16 protein-coding genes and 1 riboswitch are annotated in these 17,173 nt (G+C 64.0%); of the genes, 1 reads left to right on the top strand and 15 read right to left on the bottom strand.

Annotation, left to right across the window (positions count from 1 at the left end; all coding sequences use genetic code 11):
- Nucleotides 1-189 precede the first annotated feature (189 nt).
- From QP996_RS00635 to ctaC, 15 genes are all read right to left on the bottom strand, one after another.
- A complete protein-coding gene (locus QP996_RS00635; protein ID WP_284870679.1) occupies nucleotides 190-483 on the bottom strand; it encodes a hypothetical protein in 294 nt (97 codons plus the stop codon).
- Between the two features lie 581 nt (nucleotides 484-1,064).
- Nucleotides 1,065-2,453 carry a class II 3-deoxy-7-phosphoheptulonate synthase gene (locus tag QP996_RS00630; RefSeq protein ID WP_284870678.1) on the bottom strand — a complete coding sequence of 463 codons (1,389 nt, stop codon included), beginning with the start codon at nucleotides 2,451-2,453 and terminating at the stop codon, nucleotides 1,065-1,067.
- An 80-nt stretch (nucleotides 2,454-2,533) separates the two neighbouring features.
- Nucleotides 2,534-3,043: a polyadenylate-specific 3'-exoribonuclease AS gene (locus QP996_RS00625; RefSeq protein ID WP_284870677.1), complete on the bottom strand. Its 510-nt coding sequence runs from the start codon at nucleotides 3,041-3,043 to the stop codon at nucleotides 2,534-2,536.
- Nucleotides 3,044-3,259: a hypothetical protein gene (locus QP996_RS00620; RefSeq protein ID WP_034998511.1), complete on the bottom strand. Its 216-nt coding sequence runs from the start codon at nucleotides 3,257-3,259 to the stop codon at nucleotides 3,044-3,046.
- Complete coding sequence (locus QP996_RS00615) at nucleotides 3,256-3,984, bottom strand: lysophospholipid acyltransferase family protein (RefSeq protein ID WP_284870676.1); 729 nt, start codon at nucleotides 3,982-3,984, stop codon at nucleotides 3,256-3,258. Before QP996_RS00615 ends, QP996_RS00620 begins: the two co-directional genes overlap by 4 nt.
- A 14-nt stretch (nucleotides 3,985-3,998) precedes the next feature.
- Nucleotides 3,999-4,952, bottom strand: a complete 954-nt coding sequence (locus QP996_RS00610; protein WP_284870675.1) for an ROK family protein — start codon at nucleotides 4,950-4,952, stop codon at nucleotides 3,999-4,001.
- Between the two features lie 11 nt (nucleotides 4,953-4,963).
- Nucleotides 4,964-6,088 carry a glycosyltransferase family 4 protein gene (locus QP996_RS00605; RefSeq protein WP_284870674.1) on the bottom strand — a complete coding sequence of 375 codons (1,125 nt, stop codon included), beginning with the start codon at nucleotides 6,086-6,088 and terminating at the stop codon, nucleotides 4,964-4,966.
- Nucleotides 6,089-6,095: 7 nt separating this feature from the next.
- The gene (locus tag QP996_RS00600) at nucleotides 6,096-7,124 is read right to left on the bottom strand and encodes a C40 family peptidase (protein ID WP_284870673.1); all 1,029 of its coding nucleotides are present in this window, start codon (nucleotides 7,122-7,124) and stop codon (nucleotides 6,096-6,098) included.
- Between the two features lie 158 nt (nucleotides 7,125-7,282).
- Nucleotides 7,283-8,032, bottom strand: a complete 750-nt coding sequence (locus QP996_RS00595; protein WP_284870905.1) for a C40 family peptidase — start codon at nucleotides 8,030-8,032, stop codon at nucleotides 7,283-7,285.
- 13 nt (nucleotides 8,033-8,045) lie between these two features.
- Nucleotides 8,046-8,174: riboswitch (cyclic di-AMP (ydaO/yuaA leader) on the bottom strand.
- A 397-nt stretch (nucleotides 8,175-8,571) separates the two neighbouring features.
- Nucleotides 8,572-10,203, bottom strand: coding sequence for a cytochrome bc1 complex cytochrome b subunit (qcrB, locus tag QP996_RS00590; RefSeq protein WP_284870672.1), 1,632 nt, complete (start codon nucleotides 10,201-10,203; stop codon nucleotides 8,572-8,574).
- Nucleotides 10,203-11,423: a cytochrome bc1 complex Rieske iron-sulfur subunit gene (qcrA, locus tag QP996_RS00585; RefSeq protein ID WP_284870671.1), complete on the bottom strand. Its 1,221-nt coding sequence runs from the start codon at nucleotides 11,421-11,423 to the stop codon at nucleotides 10,203-10,205. Before qcrA ends, qcrB begins: the two co-directional genes overlap by 1 nt.
- Nucleotides 11,420-12,268, bottom strand: coding sequence for a cytochrome bc1 complex diheme cytochrome c subunit (qcrC, locus tag QP996_RS00580; RefSeq protein ID WP_284870670.1), 849 nt, complete (start codon nucleotides 12,266-12,268; stop codon nucleotides 11,420-11,422). Before qcrC ends, qcrA begins: the two co-directional genes overlap by 4 nt.
- Before the next feature lie 63 nt (nucleotides 12,269-12,331).
- Complete coding sequence (ctaE, locus tag QP996_RS00575; RefSeq protein ID WP_284870669.1) at nucleotides 12,332-12,952, bottom strand: aa3-type cytochrome oxidase subunit III; 621 nt, start codon at nucleotides 12,950-12,952, stop codon at nucleotides 12,332-12,334.
- A 406-nt stretch (nucleotides 12,953-13,358) separates the two neighbouring features.
- A complete protein-coding gene (ctaF, locus tag QP996_RS00570) occupies nucleotides 13,359-13,790 on the bottom strand; it encodes an aa3-type cytochrome oxidase subunit IV (protein ID WP_284870668.1) in 432 nt (143 codons plus the stop codon).
- A gap of 18 nt (nucleotides 13,791-13,808) precedes the next feature.
- The gene (gene ctaC / locus QP996_RS00565) at nucleotides 13,809-14,903 is read right to left on the bottom strand and encodes an aa3-type cytochrome oxidase subunit II (protein WP_284870667.1); all 1,095 of its coding nucleotides are present in this window, start codon (nucleotides 14,901-14,903) and stop codon (nucleotides 13,809-13,811) included.
- Between the two features lie 345 nt (nucleotides 14,904-15,248).
- On the opposite strand from ctaC, the gene asnB reads away from it, so the two are divergent.
- The gene (gene asnB / locus QP996_RS00560) at nucleotides 15,249-17,171 is read left to right on the top strand and encodes an asparagine synthase (glutamine-hydrolyzing) (protein WP_284870666.1); all 1,923 of its coding nucleotides are present in this window, start codon (nucleotides 15,249-15,251) and stop codon (nucleotides 17,169-17,171) included.
- Nucleotides 17,172-17,173: the final 2 nt, after the last annotated feature.

The raw sequence follows: 17,173 nt of genomic DNA, 5'->3' as shown, positions 1-17,173 counted from the left end.
GCCAGCTGATGGTCCGCAAAGCGAAGTCCGCAAGCGCCCCTTCGGCCCGGGACCGGGCCCGAACCCCGGAAAGTGGACACGGGGATTTAATCACGATGCGATAGTACGTGTAGCTAACCCGACGGCTTCGAAGGCGAAATCTAGAGGGGCTAACCGTAATTGGCCTTACAGCGGTTCCACATCTATAGGTTATGCGAAGTTTCCATAGCCAGAAATGGTGCTCACCCATAAGAACGCTGGTACGACGAAAGCCGCGGCGAATGTGAAAACAAAAGCACGCCATGATCGGTCGCTAAGCCGATCCTTTTTCAACATGTAGACAGACATGGCTAATACACCCAGCACCACCAATGAAGGTAGAGGTAGCCCATAGAAGACGAAAGGTGTTGGAAGCCATGTGGACAGGAGCACTCCGCCGTAAAGGGTTGCGACGCCCAAGACAATTCCGAAAAGTATTCCCGGAATGATCGTTCTTTCTTTCACAACAAATTCCTTAGGTGTAGACCAACTATTGGCACCGGCCGAATTGTCCGCAATGCGGAGACCGCAACCAACACCCCCCACTATGCAGCTGCATAGTGCTACTGGATGCGGGCCAATTATTGGCACCCACCAATCAGTCCGCAATGCGGACCCCGCGACAAGCACCCAACCACTATGCAGCTGCATAGTGCTACTGGATGCGGGCCAATTATTGGCACCCACCAATCAGTCCGCAATGCGGACCCCGCGACAAGCACCCAACCACTATGCAGCTGCATAGTGCTACTGGATGCGGGCCAATTATTGGTGCCGGCTGAGTTGTCCGCAACGTGGACTCCGCAACTGACGCCCCACCGCTATGCAGCTGCATAGTGGGTGCCGACCAACCATTGGTGCCGGCCGAGTTGTCCGCAATGCGGAGTCCGCAACCGGCGCCCATTTTGTACGAATCGACGCCCCGGGTCCCCACTCTCTCACCTGGGGAAGTGCCGGAGCGTTGTCGATCGTACAAAACCTGCCGGCCTCGAAGACCCCGGAGAGCCCGGAGACCGGTGGAGTCCGCAAGCGGGCCCGGCGGAAAACTAGTAGCGCAGCATCTCGGCGACAAGGAAAGACAGCTCGAGGGCCTGCTCGGTGTTGAGTCGGGGGTCGCAGGCGGACTCGTAGCGGCCGGGCAGGTCGACGTCGGTGATGTCCTGGGCGCCGCCGAGACACTCGGTGACGTTCTCGCCGGTGAGCTCGATGTGGATGCCGCCCGGGTGGGTGCCAAGCTCGCGGTGGACCTCGAAGAAGCCCTGTACCTCGTCGAGGATTTTGTCGAAGTGGCGGGTCTTGTAGCCGTTCGAGGAGGTGAAGGTGTTGCCGTGCATCGGGTCGGACTGCCAGACCACCTTGTGGCCGGACGCCTCGACGGCCTTGACAATGCCGGGGAGGACCTCGCGGACCTTGTCCTGGCCCATGCGGATGACCATGGTCAACCGGCCCGGCACGTAGTCCGGGTCCAGCTTGTCGGCGTAAGCGACGGCCTCCTCCGGGGTGGTGGTGGGGCCGAGCTTGATGCCGATCGGGTTGGAGATCAAAGCGGCGAAGTTGACGTGGAAATCTTCGATGCCGCGGGTGCGCTCGCCGATCCAGAGTTGGTGGGCGGACAGGTCGTAGAGCCTGGTGTCGCCGTTGGAGTCGGTGGCCAAGCGCAGCATCGCACGCTCGTAATCCACGAGCAGCGCCTCGTGAGAGGCGTAGACGTTGGAGGTGCGCAGGTTGTCGTCGCGCACGCCGCAGGCGTCCATGAAGGCCAGGGACCGGGAGATCTCGCGTCCCAAAGCTTCGTAGCGCGCACCCGCCGGGGAGTTGGTGACGAACTCGCGGTTCCAGTCGTTGATGTGGTGCAGGTCGGCGGTGCCGGAAGCGGTCAGGGCGCGGACCAGGTTCATCGCTGCGGACGAGTTCGCGTAGGCGCGGACCATGCGGGCCGGGTCGTGGCGGCGGGATTCTTCGGTGGGCTCGACGCCGTTGACGATGTCGCCGCGGTAGTTGGGCAGGCCGTTCGCGTCCAGGTCGGACGAGCGCGGTTTTGCGTACTGGCCGGCGATGCGGGCCAGCTTGACCACGGGCATGGACGCGCCGTAGGTCAGCACTGCGGCCATCTGCAGCAGGGTGCGGACGTTGGCGCGGATGTGGGGTTCGGTGTTGGACTCGAAGGTCTCGGCGCAGTCGCCGCCCTGCAGCATGAACGCCTTGCCGTTGGCGACGTCCGCTAGTTGGGTCTTCAGCTCCTCTACCTCAGGGGCGAGCACGACCGGCGGCACGGACTCGAGGATCTTGCGCACATACTGTGCCTGGGTGGGATCCCAGGAGGGTTGCTGCTTCGCGTCGCGGGAGATTGCGTCCTGGAACTGTTCGTTCAGGTCGCCCGGCAGCGGGGGCAGGTCCGGCAGTACGTCTTTGGGGATATCTATAGTCCAACTCACCCATTCAGTAGTAGCACGAATCCCCCCGCACTACAACCCTTTTCACCTGCATTTTCCCAAAATGCGGCGGGTGAATCTCACTATTTGGACACGGAGCCTGAGGCGTCGATAGGCAATGCCTCCATGCACACCCGGAATTTGCGCAGGTTGTGGCGCGCGTCCACGAGCGCGTCGTGGTTGCCGTCCGGCACCTTGGGCAGGCGCGGGCGCCCCGCCATCTGCCAGTACTGCTTCAGCTCGCGCGTGTAGCGCGGCAAGTCCTTGGGCAGGCCGGCCATGTCGCCCCAGAGCTGGGCGAACACCACGTGGTCGTAGGCACCGACCCACGCCCACAGTTCCGGTGTGCCACGGCCGGCGGTGAGGAACTCGTGGGCCTCGTCCCGGATCTGCTGCAGCGGTTTCCACGCCGGGTGCGAGGCGCGCGGCAGCTTGCTCAGCACGTTCTCGCGCACCCATTCGTTGGCGTTGGAAGCGTCGAACTCTGTGCTCACGGCGTAGAACTCGCGGCCGTCCTCGGCGACAATGCCGATGGAGACGAGCTCGATGGTCGAGCCGTCCTCAATAAACTCTGTGTCGTAGAAATACCGCATCTACTTGCGCTGCTCCGACCGGATGTCGTCGAGAAGCTCGCGTCTCGACGGCCCCTTCGGCCCCCCGCCGCGGCGGGGCCAGAACATCACCGCGGCCACCGCCAGTACTGCGAGTGGCCCGGCCAACTTGGGGTACCAGCCTGCCTCGGAGGCGACCAGGTAGATCGCCACAACGACGGCAACCAGCGCAAAACGGATAATCAGCGGTTTGTTCATGGGCGTGCCTCCTCCGGGTACTCCCCCGTCTCCGCCAGGGACTTCTTCACGTCCGAGGCGTAGACATCCACGTAGTCCTCCCCCACCATCTCCGCGAGGCGGCGCATGCAGTAGTCCGTGAACGGGCGCATGACCTCGCGCGATGCGGGGTCGAATCCGTTCTCGGCAGCCCACGCGTGCGGGTGGATCTGTTCGGAAACTTTGATGCGCACCTTCACCGGGCGCGGGATTTTCGTGCCAATCGGGTTCGCTTTACCGGAGCCGATCATCCCGATGAGCACGACAGGTGCGCCGGTAGCCATGGCCACGCGCGCCATGCCGGTGCGGCCCTTGTACACGCGCCCGTCCGGGGAGCGGGTGCCCTCCGGGTAAATGCCGAACAGGTCGCCTTTATCCAGCACGCTTTCCGCCGCATTCTGCAGCGCGTCACCGGCGTCCTTGGAAGCGCGGTCCACAGGGATCTGGCCCACCGAAGAGAAGAAGAACTTCTGGATGCGCCCAGACAGGCCCGGCGACGTGAAGTATTCCTTCTTGGCGGGAAAGGTGATTTGGCGCCGCACCATGAGCGGCAGGTAGAACGAATCCAGCACGGCCTGGTGGTTGGACACCAAAATCGCGGCGCCTTCTTCGGGGATGTGCTCCGCGCCGTCGATGGTGGGTCGGTTCCACACAAGCAGCGGCGGCCCGAGAATGACCTTGAACAGGGAATACCACTTGTTGTTCATCGTTTACTCGCCTTCTACAGCAGTTCACGGGCCAGATCAGCGACCCCGATCATACCCGCCCGGGACCCCAGCTCAGCGCACAGGATCTCCGGCTGCGGGCGGTATCCGGCGCCGACGATGTTGGCTGCCATGGAGGAGCGGGCATCGTCCAGGTACAGGTCCGCGTCTTCGCTCACGCCGCCGCCGAGGACTATCTGCGCGGGGTCCAGCACGTCGGCGACGATTGCCAGGCCGCGGCCGAGCCAGGTGGAGAAGCTGTCCAGGGCGGCTTGGCCCAGCGGGTCGCCGGCACGGGCTGCGGCCATGATGTCGTGCCCACTCGCCCGCTTCTCGACGACCGCCCGGTACACCACCGAATCCCGAAAGCTGCCCTTGGTGGCGATTTCAATCGCGCAGTCCACAAGCGACGTGCCGGAGGCGTAGCGCTCCAAGCACCCCTGCTTGCCGCACGAGCACACGCGCCCGCCGGGCACGACCGTGATGTGGCCGAATTCGGGTGCGGTGCCGAACGCTCCGCGGTAAATCTCGCCGTGGTGCATCAGCGTCGCGCCGATGCCGGTGCCGACAGCGAAGAATACCCAGGTGTCCAGCTCGCGCCCCGCGCCGTAGCGGTACTCACCCCAGGCGGCAGAGTTCGCGTCGTGCTCCAGGCGAACCGGCAGGCCCAGCGCCTCTTCCAGGTCGCGCCGCACGGGTTGGTCGTCGCGCCAGGCAAGGTGCGGCGCGAAACGCACGATCTCGCAGTCCGGATCCAAAAAGCCCGCTAATGCGACGCCCACCGCGCCAATGGCGTGCTTCGTGCGCAGCTCACCGACCATCTCCACGATCGTGCGGGTGAGCCCCTCCGCGTCGTGCGGCGTGTCAGTGCCGAGCGAATCGACGATCACACCGTCAGCGTCCACCACGGCGGCGCGTGCGTTCGTGCCGCCGATGTCGAATCCGACGGTCATCGGTGAGTGAGCAACCATGGAATGGCAGTCTAGTCCCGCCGTTTGCCAGCGCCGCATAGCGCAGCCAACCGCGCCCCAAGCACGTCCCAGGAGAAGTGCTCAGTCACATGCGTGCGTCCGGCGCGGCCCATCAGGGTGCGCCTTTGGTCGTCGAGAAGCAGCTGCGCAATCGCCTTGGCGACGGCACCCGTGTCCCGGCCGTCCACCACCACCCCTGTCTCCGTGGTGACCGTCTCGGGTGCGCCGCCGGAGTCGCCCGCGACAACGGGCACGCCGCACGCCTGCGCCTCCAGGTAGACGATGCCGAGGCCCTCGACGTCGAGCCCGCCGAGGCGCGTGCGCGCGGGCATGGCGAACACGTCCGCGGCCGCCACGATGTCGCGCAGCCACTGCCCCGGCACCGCCCCCGTGAACACGACGCCCTCGCCCGCCATCGCCTTCAGCTTCCGCTCGTACGGCCCGGAGCCCACGATGACAAGGCGCGCGCCTTGTGCTTGTCGACGAACCTCCGGCCACGCCCGAATCAGCACATCTTGCCCCTTCCTGGCCACCAGACGCGACGAACACACCACCAACGGTGCGTCGCCGACGCCGAGGTGCTCGCGGGTGGCGGCGCGCTGGGACGCGGTGGCGGGGCGGAAGAACTCGGTGTCCACGCCAGACGGGAGCGCCACGAACCGGGGGCGGGTGCCGAACGCGGTGAGCCGCTGTCGGGTGTAGTCCGAGATGTAGGTGACGGTGTCGGCGCTGCGGCCGATTGCGGTTAAGGCCTGGCGGGCGACGGGCAGCATGCCCCAGCCGACCTCGTGGCCGTGGGTGGTGACGATGACGTTGGTGGCGCCCGCGCGTTTCGCGGCAGCGCCCATCAGCGCGAGCGGTACCGCGGCACCGAACCACACGGTGCCGATGCCGTGGGCGCGGATGAGGCGCTGCATCGCGCGGGCCGTCTCCGGGGTGGGCAGCATAACGCGGCGCGGCCAGCGCACCACCGTGTACGGCACGGAGGCGTCCCAATCGCGGGCGGCGTCGGCGTCCTGAGTGGAGGCGAACACCACGAGGTTGTCCGGGCCTACGCGGCGTGCAAGCTCGGCGGCGAAGTCCCGCAAATACGACTGAATCCCGCCCACGGTGGGCGGGAAGTCGTTGGTGACCATCAGCGTCTTAATAACGCACGGCCCCCTGAACCGGCATGGAGTTCAGCGGCACCACCTGGACCGGGATGCCGTAGTCCGAGGAGTGGACCACCATGCCGTCGCCGATGTACATGCCCACGTGGGTCACGCCCGGGTAGTAGCCGATGATGTCGCCCGGCTGCAGAGCGTCCATGGACACCGGGGTGCCACCGGCGAGCTGCGCCTGCGAGGTACGCGGGATGCCGATGCCGTTCTGGGCGTACGCCCACACCATCAGGCCCGAGCAGTCGAACGCGTCCGGGCCGGCAGAACCCCAGCCGTACGGCTTGCCCAGCTGCGCCATGGCCGCACCCACAATCCCGGAATCCACGCCCGGAAGCGATGCGGAATCCACAGGGTTGTCCTTGTTCACCCAACGCTGGCGGTCCGCCTCGTTCAGGCTGTCCACGCGGCGCTCGATGTCGGCAACGCGCAGGTCCAGCTCCTCGCGCTCCTCTTCCAGCTTCTTGCGCTTGCCGTCCAGCTCGTTACGGGCGTGCTGCGCCTCAGCCACCGCGATGCTGGCCACGCTCGCGCGCTCTCCGGCGGCACGGTTGGCGTCCTCCAGCTCCGTCAGCGCGCGCTGCGAGTTGCGCCCGAGGGCGGCCAAGTACGCGGACCGGTCGATCGCCTCTTGCGGGTTGCCGGAATCCAGGGTGGTCAAAATCGCGTCGGATTTTGGGATGCGGTAGCGCGAGTGCGCGATGTCGCCGACGTTCTTGCGCTGCGCCTCGGAGACGCCCCGGAGGGACTCCAGCTGGGACTTCGCCTCAGCCGCGCGGGCGTTCGCGGAGCGCAGCTTCGCCTCGGACTCGGCGATCTCGTCCTCCAGCTCCTTGATCTCCTCCGCCTTCGCTGTGGCCTCGTGGGAGACGGACTCCATCTCCTCGATCAACGCGTCCACGTCGTCCGCGTGTGCGGGGGTCGCGGGAAACACCGCGGTGGCGATGACGCTGCCTGCGACGGTTGCCGCAACGGCGGCACGGGAGCGGTTGGAGCGGAGCGAGTGTTTACCCACTTTGGACACCTCTTCAGATTTCGGCGCGAACGAACAAACTATAGCTGGTCCAGAGGCCGCGGCCAAGCAAAATGCTCAACGTGTGATTTGAGTGATTACTGAGGTAAAAAAGAGAATGCCCCGTCCGCGCGATGCGGGACGGGGCGAAAACTCTGCCGCTAGAAGCGGACCACAGAGTGAATCGGCATCATGTGCAGATCGCGGTAGCTGACGGGGCTACCGGAGTTCAGCGCGTCGATGATCTGGCCGTTGCCGGCGTAGATAGCGACGTGGGACGCGCCACCATAGTAGGCAACGATGTCACCCGGCTGAATGTCGCTCAAAGCGACCTGCTGGCCGGCGGAAGCCTGAGCCTGGGAGGTACGCGGGATGGACTTGCCGGCCTGCGCGTACACCCAGGAGGTGAAGCCGGAGCAGTCGAAGGCGTTCGGGCCGGCAGCGCCGTAGACGTACGGGGAGCCGATCTTGGACTGCGCGATGGAAACGATGCGCTCGCCAGTCGACGGCTGCGGTGCCGGCGCCGGAGCTGCAACCGGCGCGGAGTAGGTCTGCTTCACCGGAGCCGGGGCTGCCGGACGGACCTGCTGCTCGACGTTTGCGAGGAACTGGCTGAAGCCCGGGACGTTAGCGACGCCCGGCATTGCCTTCACGGAAGCGATAGCGTTCTGGGCGTTGCCGCTCGCAGGTGCGCCTGCGAGCGACGGGATCCAGGCGTCGATGCCCGGGATGGAAGCGATACCCGGGACAGTCTCAATGCCCGGAACTTGGACGGAAACCGGAGTGTTGGGAACACGGACCTCTGCTGCGGAGGCTGCGGCCGGCGCGACCAGTGCAGCGCCTGCTGCGACGGCTGCGGTAGCCGCTGCTGCGCGTGCTGCGGTGTTGTTCTGGCGACGGTGCTTTGCCACGATAATTTTCTCCATATCTTCTCTTCGCCAACCGGGTTAGCTGTCGGGCGGGGTGCTGAGAAATGGCCCTGCGCCCCTCGGGAGCATGTCGCTCCACTCTGGTTCCCCGGTCCCCATGGCGTGCGTTCCGCGGGTGCGGTCCGCCGCTTCGGGTTACGGCTCATATGTTGTTTTCGGTACATGCTGCCAACGGCTGTTGTCGCAATGTCTCGAACAGGTTACGAAACGGCAACAACGGTGTCCACCCGCCACGCCGTTACAGTTCCGTTACCAAGAAAAAATGCGTGTGACGCGTCCGCATCCTAGCTTCTTTCACCTGACGCTCAGGCAGCCAGAAAGACCCTATTTACCCCAGTTACCCTGCATGGTTAACCCACCACGACGCCGGCCATACTAGTGCGCAAAACTTGCACGCTGACACAACCTAAGAATCTCTGTGGTCTTTGTCACATGGCCGTGTTTACGGGTTTGTAACCAAGAAAAAGCCCCTTTCCCGGAGCCGGGAAAGGGGCTAAATCGCGACCGCTAATACGGTACATCTACTCCGCGTTCTCGTTCGTGGCGTCGCGGTCGGAGCGGTCCTTCGTGGCCTCGAGCGCACGCAGCGTCTCGACGGCCTCGTGGTGCTTCTGCTCCTCTGCGTCGCGCACACGCTCGGTGACGCCGAGCTCTGCCGGGGAGAACTTGCCGATGGTGTCGGAGTCTGCGAAGCCGAGCTGGTTCATCTGCTTCGGCACGCGTGCACCCGCGTACTCCAGCGGCACCGGGTGGCCGTTCTCGTCCACCGGGCCCAGCGGCTGGTGGATCTCTACGAACGCACCGTTCGGCAGACGCTTGATCACGCCGGTCTCGATGCCGTGCTCCAGAACCTCACGGTCGGAGCGCTGCAGGCCGATGCACAGTCGGTAGGTGATGAAGAAGGCCAGCGGCGGCAGCACGATAAGGCCGATACGGCCGACCCAGGTCATCGCGTTCAGAGAGATCTGGAAGAAGTGCGCCACGTGGTCGTTACCGCCGGAGATGGTCAGCAGCAGGAAGAAGGTCAGGCCCATGACGCCGACACCGGTGCGCACTGGAACGTCGCGCGGACGCTGCAGCAGGTTGTGGTGGGCGGTGTCGCCGGTGACCTTCTGCTCGATGAACGGGTAGGTGATCAGCAGGACAACCATCAGGCCACAGAGCAGGGCCACCCAGAATGCACCCGGGATGGTGTAGTTGCCCAGGTAGAGCTCCCACGCCGGCATGACACGGGCAGCGCCGTCAGTCCACAGCATGTAGATGTCCGGCTGGGAACCTGCAGAGACCTGCGACGGGTTGTACGGACCAATGTTCCAGATGCCGTTGATGGTGGTCAGACCAGCCATTGCGGCCAGGACTGCGAACACGACCATCATGTAGCCGATTGCCTCGGTGGCGAACACCGGCATGATGCGCACGCCGACAACGTTGTTCTCGGTACGACCCGGGCCAGGGAACTGGGTGTGCTTCTGGAACCAGACAAGTGCGAGGTGAGCCGCAACCAGGGCGAGAATGATGCCCGGCAGGATCAGCACGTGGAGGATGTAGAAGCGGTCCAGCATCAGGTCCGACGGGAAGTCGCCGCCGAAGATCGCCCAGTGAATCCAGGTGCCGATGATCGGCAGGCCCAGGATGATGGCGGACATGATTCGCAGGCCGACGCCGGAGAGCAGGTCGTCCGGCAGGGAGTAGCCCATGAAGCCCTCGATCATGCCCAGCAGCACGAGGGTGACACCGATGAGCCAGTTGGCCTCACGCGGGCGACGGAACGCGCCGGTGAAGAACACGCGCATCATGTGGGCGAACATCGCCATCATGAACATCAGCGCGGCCCAGTGGTGCATCTGGCGGACAAACAGACCGCCGCGGACGTCGAATGAAATATCCAGCGCGGTTGCGTACGCGCGGGACATCTCGACGCCGTTGAGCGGCAGGTACGCACCGTCGTAAATGACCTTGGTGATAGACGGGTCAAAGAACAGTGCCAGGTAGATACCGGTCAGCAGCAGGATGATGAAGCTGTACAGCGCCATCTCGCCGAGCATGAAAGACCAGTGAGTCGGGAAGACCTTGTTCAGCTGCGGGCGCAGCACGCCCGAGATTGTGTAGCGCGAATCAACGTTGTCCGCGGCTTGCTCAAGTTTGGTGCTCATTAGGACTGACGCTCCCAGAATGCCGGGCCGACGGGCTCGATAAAGTTCCCGTTGGCGATGAGGTAACCGTCTTCGTCAACAGTCACAGGCAGCTGCGGCAGTGCGCGGGCGGCCGGGCCGAAGACCGGCTTGCCGTACTGCAGCGCGTCGAACTGCGACTGGTGGCACGGGCACAGAATGCGGTTGGTCTGAGCCTCGTACAGCGAGGTCGGGCAACCGATGTGCGTGCAGATCTTGGAGTAGGCGTAGTAGTCGCCGTAGTGGAAGTCCTCCTGGCCTTCGCGCTCGACCGCCTTCTTCGCGTCCTGAGAACGCAGACGGATGAGCATGACCGGGTTACGCGGACCGTGGATAGAGTGCATGTGGTGCTCGTAGACGTCGCGGGCCGGATCATAGTCGTCGCCGTCGTTGACGTCCTCCGGGTAGAGCGGGAACACCGTCTCCATTGCGGCGGCTGCAAGGTCCTCCGGACGCATACGCACCAGACGGGAAACACCCGCCGTGGTGTAGTTCGAGCCGGTCTCACCCTCGTGCAGCTCGGCGATAGCGCCGGTATCGCGACCGAGGTAGACCTTCACGCCCTTGTCCTGAATGGTCCAGCCGTGGGTCCACAGGGTGCCGTCGCCGTGGTAGTCCAGCTCGTGGCGGACCTTCCACGGGTTCTTAATCATGCCGCCGAGTGGGGCGATGACCATCAGGCCAGCGAGGACACCGGCGGTGCCCAGCAGGCCCTTCAGTGCCGAGCGACGGCCCAGGGTCGAAGTCTCCCACGCGTCGTTCAGCAGCGCGGTGGTGGTGCGGCGGTCAAGCTCGCTGGAGCGGCCGTCGTGGCGGCGCTGGACCGCGATCTCTTCCGGCACGAACTTCTTCACGTACTGAATGATCGCGACGCCGAGACCGCAGAATGCCAGAGCGGCGGTCAGGCCGAGCAGCGGAGTGTAGAGGGTGTAGACAAACAGGCCCTCATCGCCGTGGAACTTCGGCTCCCACGGCCAGAACAGGTAAACGCCGAGGAAGGCCAACGCGGAGATGATCGAGATGGTCAGCCAGATACCAATGCCGGTGGCAGCGGACTTCTCGCGCGGGTCGCCCTCGACCGGGAAGCGCTCCTTGCGGTACGCCACCGTGACGTCGTCGAGCTCGGTGCCCAGGGCTGCCAGCTCCGCATTGCTCATGCGGTCCAGCTCTTCCTTCGTGTAATTCTTCTTCACATCACTCATGAGCGAGATCCAATCCACATAGCAGCGGCAGCGACCAGGGTCACGCCGATGATCCACATCGCCATACCTTCAGAAACCGGGCCGAGGCCGCCGAGTGCGTAGCCGCCCGGGGACGGGGTTTCCTTGGTGGACTTGATGAAGGCGATGATGTCCTTCTTCTCGTCGGCGGAAAGCTGACGGTCAGAGAACTTCGGCATGTTCTGCGGGCCGGTGAGCATGGCCTGGTAGATCTCCTGCTCGTTGGCCGGATCCAGCACCGGTGCGTACTTACCGGAGGACAGTGCGCCGCCGCGGCCGGTGAAGCTGTGGCAGGACGCGCAGTTCAGGCGGAACAGCTCGCCGCCACGGGCGACGTCTGCTTCCTGGATCTTGCCGTCGTAGTCCTTGCCGCGCAGCTCTTCCATGGCCAGCGAGCCGTCCTCGTTGTACACCAGCTCCGGGCCGCCGCCGTTCGCCGCGACGTAAGCGGCGAGGGCGAGAGCCTGCTCCTCGGTGTAGCGCGGACGCTTGCGCTCGGCCTGAGCGTCGTTGGACATCATCGGCATACGGCCGGAGTTGACCTGGAAGTACACGGCGCCTTCGCCGGTACCGATGAGCGACGGACCGCGGTCCTCGACGCCCTGCAGGTTCGCGCCGTGGCAGGTGATGCAGGCGACGTCGTAGAGGTCCTTGCCCTCCTGGATCATCGCCTGGTCGTCACGGGCCGCCGTTGCCACCTGTGCCTTCGGGGTGAGCGCGGATGCGAGCAGACCCGCACCGGTCAACCCCAGCGTCAGGGCCGCTGCGCCAGCGAGCGTGCGCTGCGTCTTGCGTCCCTGACGCTTCTTCTTGGGTGTGTTTTCCATTGTGTTCCCTTTATCGACTTTTCAGAACTTTTCCGCTCCCCCAGGCAACCGCCTGGAAGAGAACTACTGAACGAGGTAGATGGTGATGAACACGCCGATCCAGATGGCATCGACGAAGTGCCAGTAGTAGGAAACTGCCATTGCGGCGGTTGCCTGAGCCGGGGTGAACTTCGACTTGGCCACGCGCAGCAGCACCACGATGAACGCGATGATGCCGGCGGTCACGTGGGCCATGTGGAAGCCGGTGATGATGTACACCACCGAACCGAAGACGGAGGACTGCGGCGTTACGCCGGCCAGCACCAACTCGGTCCACTCGTAGGCCACCAGGCCGAGGAAGATGACGCCCAGCACAACGGTCACAGTGAACCACTTGCGCAGGCCGAACACGTCACCCCTCTCGGCGGCGAAAACGCCGAACTGGGAGGTGAAGGAGGACGCGATCAGCACAGCGGTGATGATGCCGCCGAACAAAACGTTGATGTGATCGGTCTGGGTGCTCCAGTCACCATTAGCGAGGCCGTTTGCACGCGACGTGAAGTACATCGCGAACAAACCGGCGAAGAACATGAGCTCTTGGGCGAGGAACGCGATCGTGCCCACGCTGACCATGTTCGGACGGTTCAGCGCTGGGACGCGATTCTGCGGCGTCGCCATATCTTGGTTTGTCATTGCGGTCGTCACGGGTGAGATTATCCCCTATCTCGTCCTGATATTCATCTCACTCACCCCCGAAATTTCCCTGTGAACCTGTGCGCAACCAGCACGTTTTAACAGCACCGGTATTGCGGAAAAGCTTTTTTCTTTTACCCGGGAACTTTTTCGCTTCATATCCGACTAGATCAGTGCTGGTCATCGCGTCAGGCCCCCAGCCCCCTTCCCCGCCGAGGCTTTTCGGCCCAAAGATTTTCGCCAGCTTTCGGTGGCCAAAGAAGTTCCCAAGTGTGCCTGATCTCACACTCGTCGAGACCCTCCCAAACGCGCTAAACGGGGGACAAACTTTCGGATGACCACACCAAAAACCGCACCTTAACAACAGAAAAATCCCCCGTCGCGACTACTCGCGGCGGGGGAATTTTCGCTTCAGCGTTTAGTGCTTCTCGCGCGGAATGCCGTACTGCAGGCTCAGCATCGTGGTGGCCCAGATCAGGAATACCGCACCGAGGGCGAGCAACCACAGCTGCCAGAATGCAATGCCCAGGCCGAGTACGCAGATGGCCATGGCCATCGTGAACGGCCAGATGGAGCTCGGGGAGAAGAAGCCGAGCACGCCGGCGCCGTCCTCAATCTCCGCCTCCTCCCAGTCCTCCGGGACAATGTCCATGCGGCGTTCGGTGATGTCGAGGTAGCCGCCGAGCATGAAGGACATGACAGCAGCCAGCACGAGGCCGACAGCGCCGACCCACTCCACGCCGAAGAGGTACGCGTCCTCACCGATCCAAGCGGTGGCGAGGATGTAGAACACGGCCATCAAAGCAAGGAAGGTGCCGATGGCGTAGAAAACCTTTGATCCAGTTCCCATGGCTTCGCTCTCTCTTTCTTAAACGTTCGCGTTCGGGTCGACAGTGTTGTTGCCGTCGCGGGTAGCAGTGCGGCCCGAGACGAACGGACGGGTGGAGGTCGCGTACGGGTCCTCGCCGATGGACTGCAGTGCCTCGGAGTTCGGTGCACCCGGGTTGTCGCGGCGGAACTGGATGTACTGCTCGAACTTCTCCGGGCTCACGGCACGGACCTCGAAGTTCATCATTGCGTGGTAGGTACCGCACATCTCGGCACAGCGGCCAACGAAGGCGCCCTCTTCCTCAATGCGCTCGATCTGGAACGCGCGCTGCTGCTGGTTGTTCTCCGGGTGCGCGTAGACGTCGCGCTTGAACAGGAACTCCGGAACCCAGAACGCGTGGCTCACGTCGCCGGAAGCGAGGCGGAACTCAATCGCGGTGTCGGTCGGCAGCACCAGCACCGGAACCTCTTCCGTGGAGCCGATGGTCTCGATCTCGTTGAAGTTGAGGTAGGACTGGTCGCCCATGGAGGTGCCGTGAATCGGGTTCGCGTTGTGCATGTCCTCCGGGTCGAACTTGGTCTCCTCTGCGAGCGCCTGACGCTCGGCGTCCAGGCCGTCGTAGTCCTGGCCGTCCGCGGTCAGGTCGCCGGCGACGTTGGCGTAGCCGAACTTCCAGTTCCACTGGTAGCCGGTGACGTCCACGGTCACCTTCGGATCCTTGTCCAGGGCGGTGGTCTTGGTCTGCGCCTGGACGGTGAAGAAGAACAGCACCATCACGATGATGATCGGCACGACGGTCAGCCCCAGCTCGAGGCCGATGTTGTACTGCGTCTGGCGCGGGAACTCGCCGGCACCGCTCTTCGCGCGGGCCTTGGAGTTCCAGCGGACGATGGCCATGATGAACAGCCCCCACATGATGATGCCGATAATCCAGGCGGCAACCCAGGTCCAGACCCAGAAGTTGTACATCTGGGTGCCCTCCGGGGTGACCGGGTCCGGCCAGCCCATGTCGAGGATGTTTGCGACCGCCTCCGGCGCAGCGACGTCACAGCCAGCGAGCCCGAAGCTGCCAAGCAGGAGCGCTGCCGCGACGCCGGCCTTCTTGGCGAAACCGCGGTTTACTTCCTTATCCACGTGTGTCTGCCTTCCTGTCCACACTAAAAACACTGAATGCCCATGTTCGTGACAGAACATTCCTACGGGGTCAGAATAGTTCATCCGGCATAGCCCGTCGGAATCTAGAAAGTGGGGGTTGCGGTGGGCGCCGAAGGAACGTCGATAAGCAAGTGCTTAGCGACGATAAAGCTTCGCCCGGCAGACGAAGCCGTGAAAAAGTTCATCCTTAAGTTGGCCCCCTTATGGGGCACGGCGAAAGTTGGGCGGTTCCGGTTCACGAAAACCGGGTGCCAAACCTTATTGTTGAGGGGACTTCCCGCCGCGTGAAAACGGCGCACCTTATATATACGGAGAGGTTTGAGTATGTGTGGCCTTCTTGCCCTGCTTACCGCGGACGCAAACGCAGCCAAGTTCGTTGATTCTGTCGAGCGCGCCCTGCCGTGCATGTACCACCGCGGCCCAGACGCCGCCGGCACCTGGAACGACGACAGCGCAGTGTTCGGGTTTAATCGCCTGGCCATCATCGACATCGAGCACTCCCACCAGCCGCTGCGCTGGGGCCCCGAGGACAACCCGGAGCGCTACGCGCTGACGTTCAACGGTGAGATCTACAACTACATCGAGCTGCGCGAGGAACTGCAGGCCGCCGGCTACACCTTCAACACTTCTGGCGACGGCGAGCCGATCGTGGTGGGCTTCCATCACTGGGGCGCGAACGTGGTCGAGCACCTGCGCGGCATGTTCGCCTTCGTCATCTGGGACACCGAAACGCAGACGATGTTCGCGGCGCGCGACCAGTTCGGCATCAAGCCGCTGTTCTACGCAACCACGGACAAGGGCACGGTCTTCGCCTCCGAGAAGAAGTCCATTCTGGAGATGGCGCCGGAGCTCGGTCTAGGCCTCGACCTTGACCGCCGCGCCATCGAGCACTACGTGGACCTGCAGTACGTGCCCGAGCCGGAGAGCCTGCACAAGGAGATCCGCCGCGTCGAGTCCGGCTGCACCGTCACCTTGAAGCCGGGCGGCAAGGTGCACTCGGACCGCTACTTCAAGCCGCACTTTAAGTCCCAGCCGGTGCCGAAGGGCAAGGAGCAAGACCTCTACGACCGCATCGCGCGTGCGTTGGAGAACTCCGTGGAAAAGCACATGCGTGCCGACGTCACCGTGGGCTCCTTCCTCTCCGGCGGCATCGACTCCACCGCGGTTGCCACCCTGGCCAAGCGCCACAACCCGAACCTGCTCACCTTCACCACCGGCTTCGAGCGCGAGGGCTACTCCGAGGTGGACGTGGCCGCAGAGTCCGCCGAGGCGATCGGCGTGGAGCACATCGTGAAAATCGTCTCCCCAGAGGAGTACGCGGACGCCATCCCGAAGATCATGTGGTACTTGGACGACCCGGTGGCGGACCCGTCGCTGGTGCCGCTGTTCTTCGTGGCGCAGGAGGCGCGCAAGCACGTGAAGGTCGTGCTCTCCGGCGAAGGCGCCGACGAGTTGTTCGGCGGCTACACCATCTACAAGGAGCCGCTGTCGCTCGCGCCGTTTGAGAAGCTGCCGGGCGCGCTGAACAAGGGCCTGAACCGTTTGAGCCGCGTGCTGCCGGAGGGGATGAAGGGCAAGAGCCTGCTCGAGCGCGGCACCACCCCCATCGAGGACCGCTACTACGGCAACGCCCGCTCCTTCAACTTCGACCAGCTCCAGCGGGTGCTGCCGTGGGCAAAGCGCGAGTGGGACCACCGCGAGGTCACCGCCCCGATCTACGCGGCGTCCACCGAGATGGACCCGGTGGCGCGTATGCAGAATTTGGACCTGTTCACCTGGATGCGCGGCGACATCCTGGTCAAGGCCGACAAGATGAACATGGCCAACTCCCTCGAGCTGCGCGTGCCGTTCTTGGACAAGGAAGTCTTCGAGGTCGCCCAGACCATCCCGTTTGACCAGAAGATCGCCAACGGCACCACCAAGTACGCCCTGCGTAAGGCAATGGAGCAGATCGTGCCCCCGCACGTGCTGCACCGCAAGAAGCTGGGCTTCCCGGTGCCGATGCGCCACTGGTTGGCGGGCGACGAGCTCTTCGGCTGGGCGCAGGACACCATCCGCGAGTCCCAGACCGACGACATCTTCGCCAAGGACCAGGTGCTGGAGATGCTCAAGGAGCACCGCGACGGTGTCTCCGACCACTCCCGCCGCCTGTGGACGGTGCTGGCGTTCATGGTCTGGCACGGCATCTTTGTCGAGCACCGCATCGACCCGCAGATCGAGCACAAGGACTACCCGGTCCAGCTCTAAAT

Origin of the sequence: Corynebacterium sp. MSK008 (assembly GCF_030232585.1) — a bacterium.
Taxonomy (GTDB): Bacteria; Actinomycetota; Actinomycetes; order Mycobacteriales; family Mycobacteriaceae; genus Corynebacterium.
The sequence above is the reverse complement of the archived record's forward strand: the minus strand, read 5'-3'. Positions and strand labels throughout refer to the sequence as shown.

Excerpts from the sequence above, each read along its gene's own strand:
- QP996_RS00620 (WP_034998511.1), bottom strand. The coding sequence starts at position 3,259 with ATGAACAAACCGCTGATTATCCGTTTTGCGCTGGTTGCCGTCGTTGTG.
- qcrB (WP_284870672.1), bottom strand. The coding sequence starts at position 10,203 with ATGAGCACCAAACTTGAGCAAGCCGCGGACAACGTTGATTCGCGCTAC.
- QP996_RS00625 (WP_284870677.1), bottom strand. The coding sequence starts at position 3,043 with ATGCGGTATTTCTACGACACAGAGTTTATTGAGGACGGCTCGACCATC.
- QP996_RS00610 (WP_284870675.1), bottom strand. The coding sequence starts at position 4,952 with ATGGTTGCTCACTCACCGATGACCGTCGGATTCGACATCGGCGGCACG.
- qcrC (WP_284870670.1), bottom strand. The coding sequence starts at position 12,268 with ATGGAAAACACACCCAAGAAGAAGCGTCAGGGACGCAAGACGCAGCGC.
- qcrA (WP_284870671.1), bottom strand. The coding sequence starts at position 11,423 with ATGAGTGATGTGAAGAAGAATTACACGAAGGAAGAGCTGGACCGCATG.
- QP996_RS00605 (WP_284870674.1), bottom strand. The coding sequence starts at position 6,088 with ATGGTCACCAACGACTTCCCGCCCACCGTGGGCGGGATTCAGTCGTAT.
- QP996_RS00615 (WP_284870676.1), bottom strand. The coding sequence starts at position 3,984 with ATGAACAACAAGTGGTATTCCCTGTTCAAGGTCATTCTCGGGCCGCCG.
- ctaF (WP_284870668.1), bottom strand. The coding sequence starts at position 13,790 with ATGGGAACTGGATCAAAGGTTTTCTACGCCATCGGCACCTTCCTTGCT.
- asnB (WP_284870666.1), top strand. The coding sequence starts at position 15,249 with ATGTGTGGCCTTCTTGCCCTGCTTACCGCGGACGCAAACGCAGCCAAG.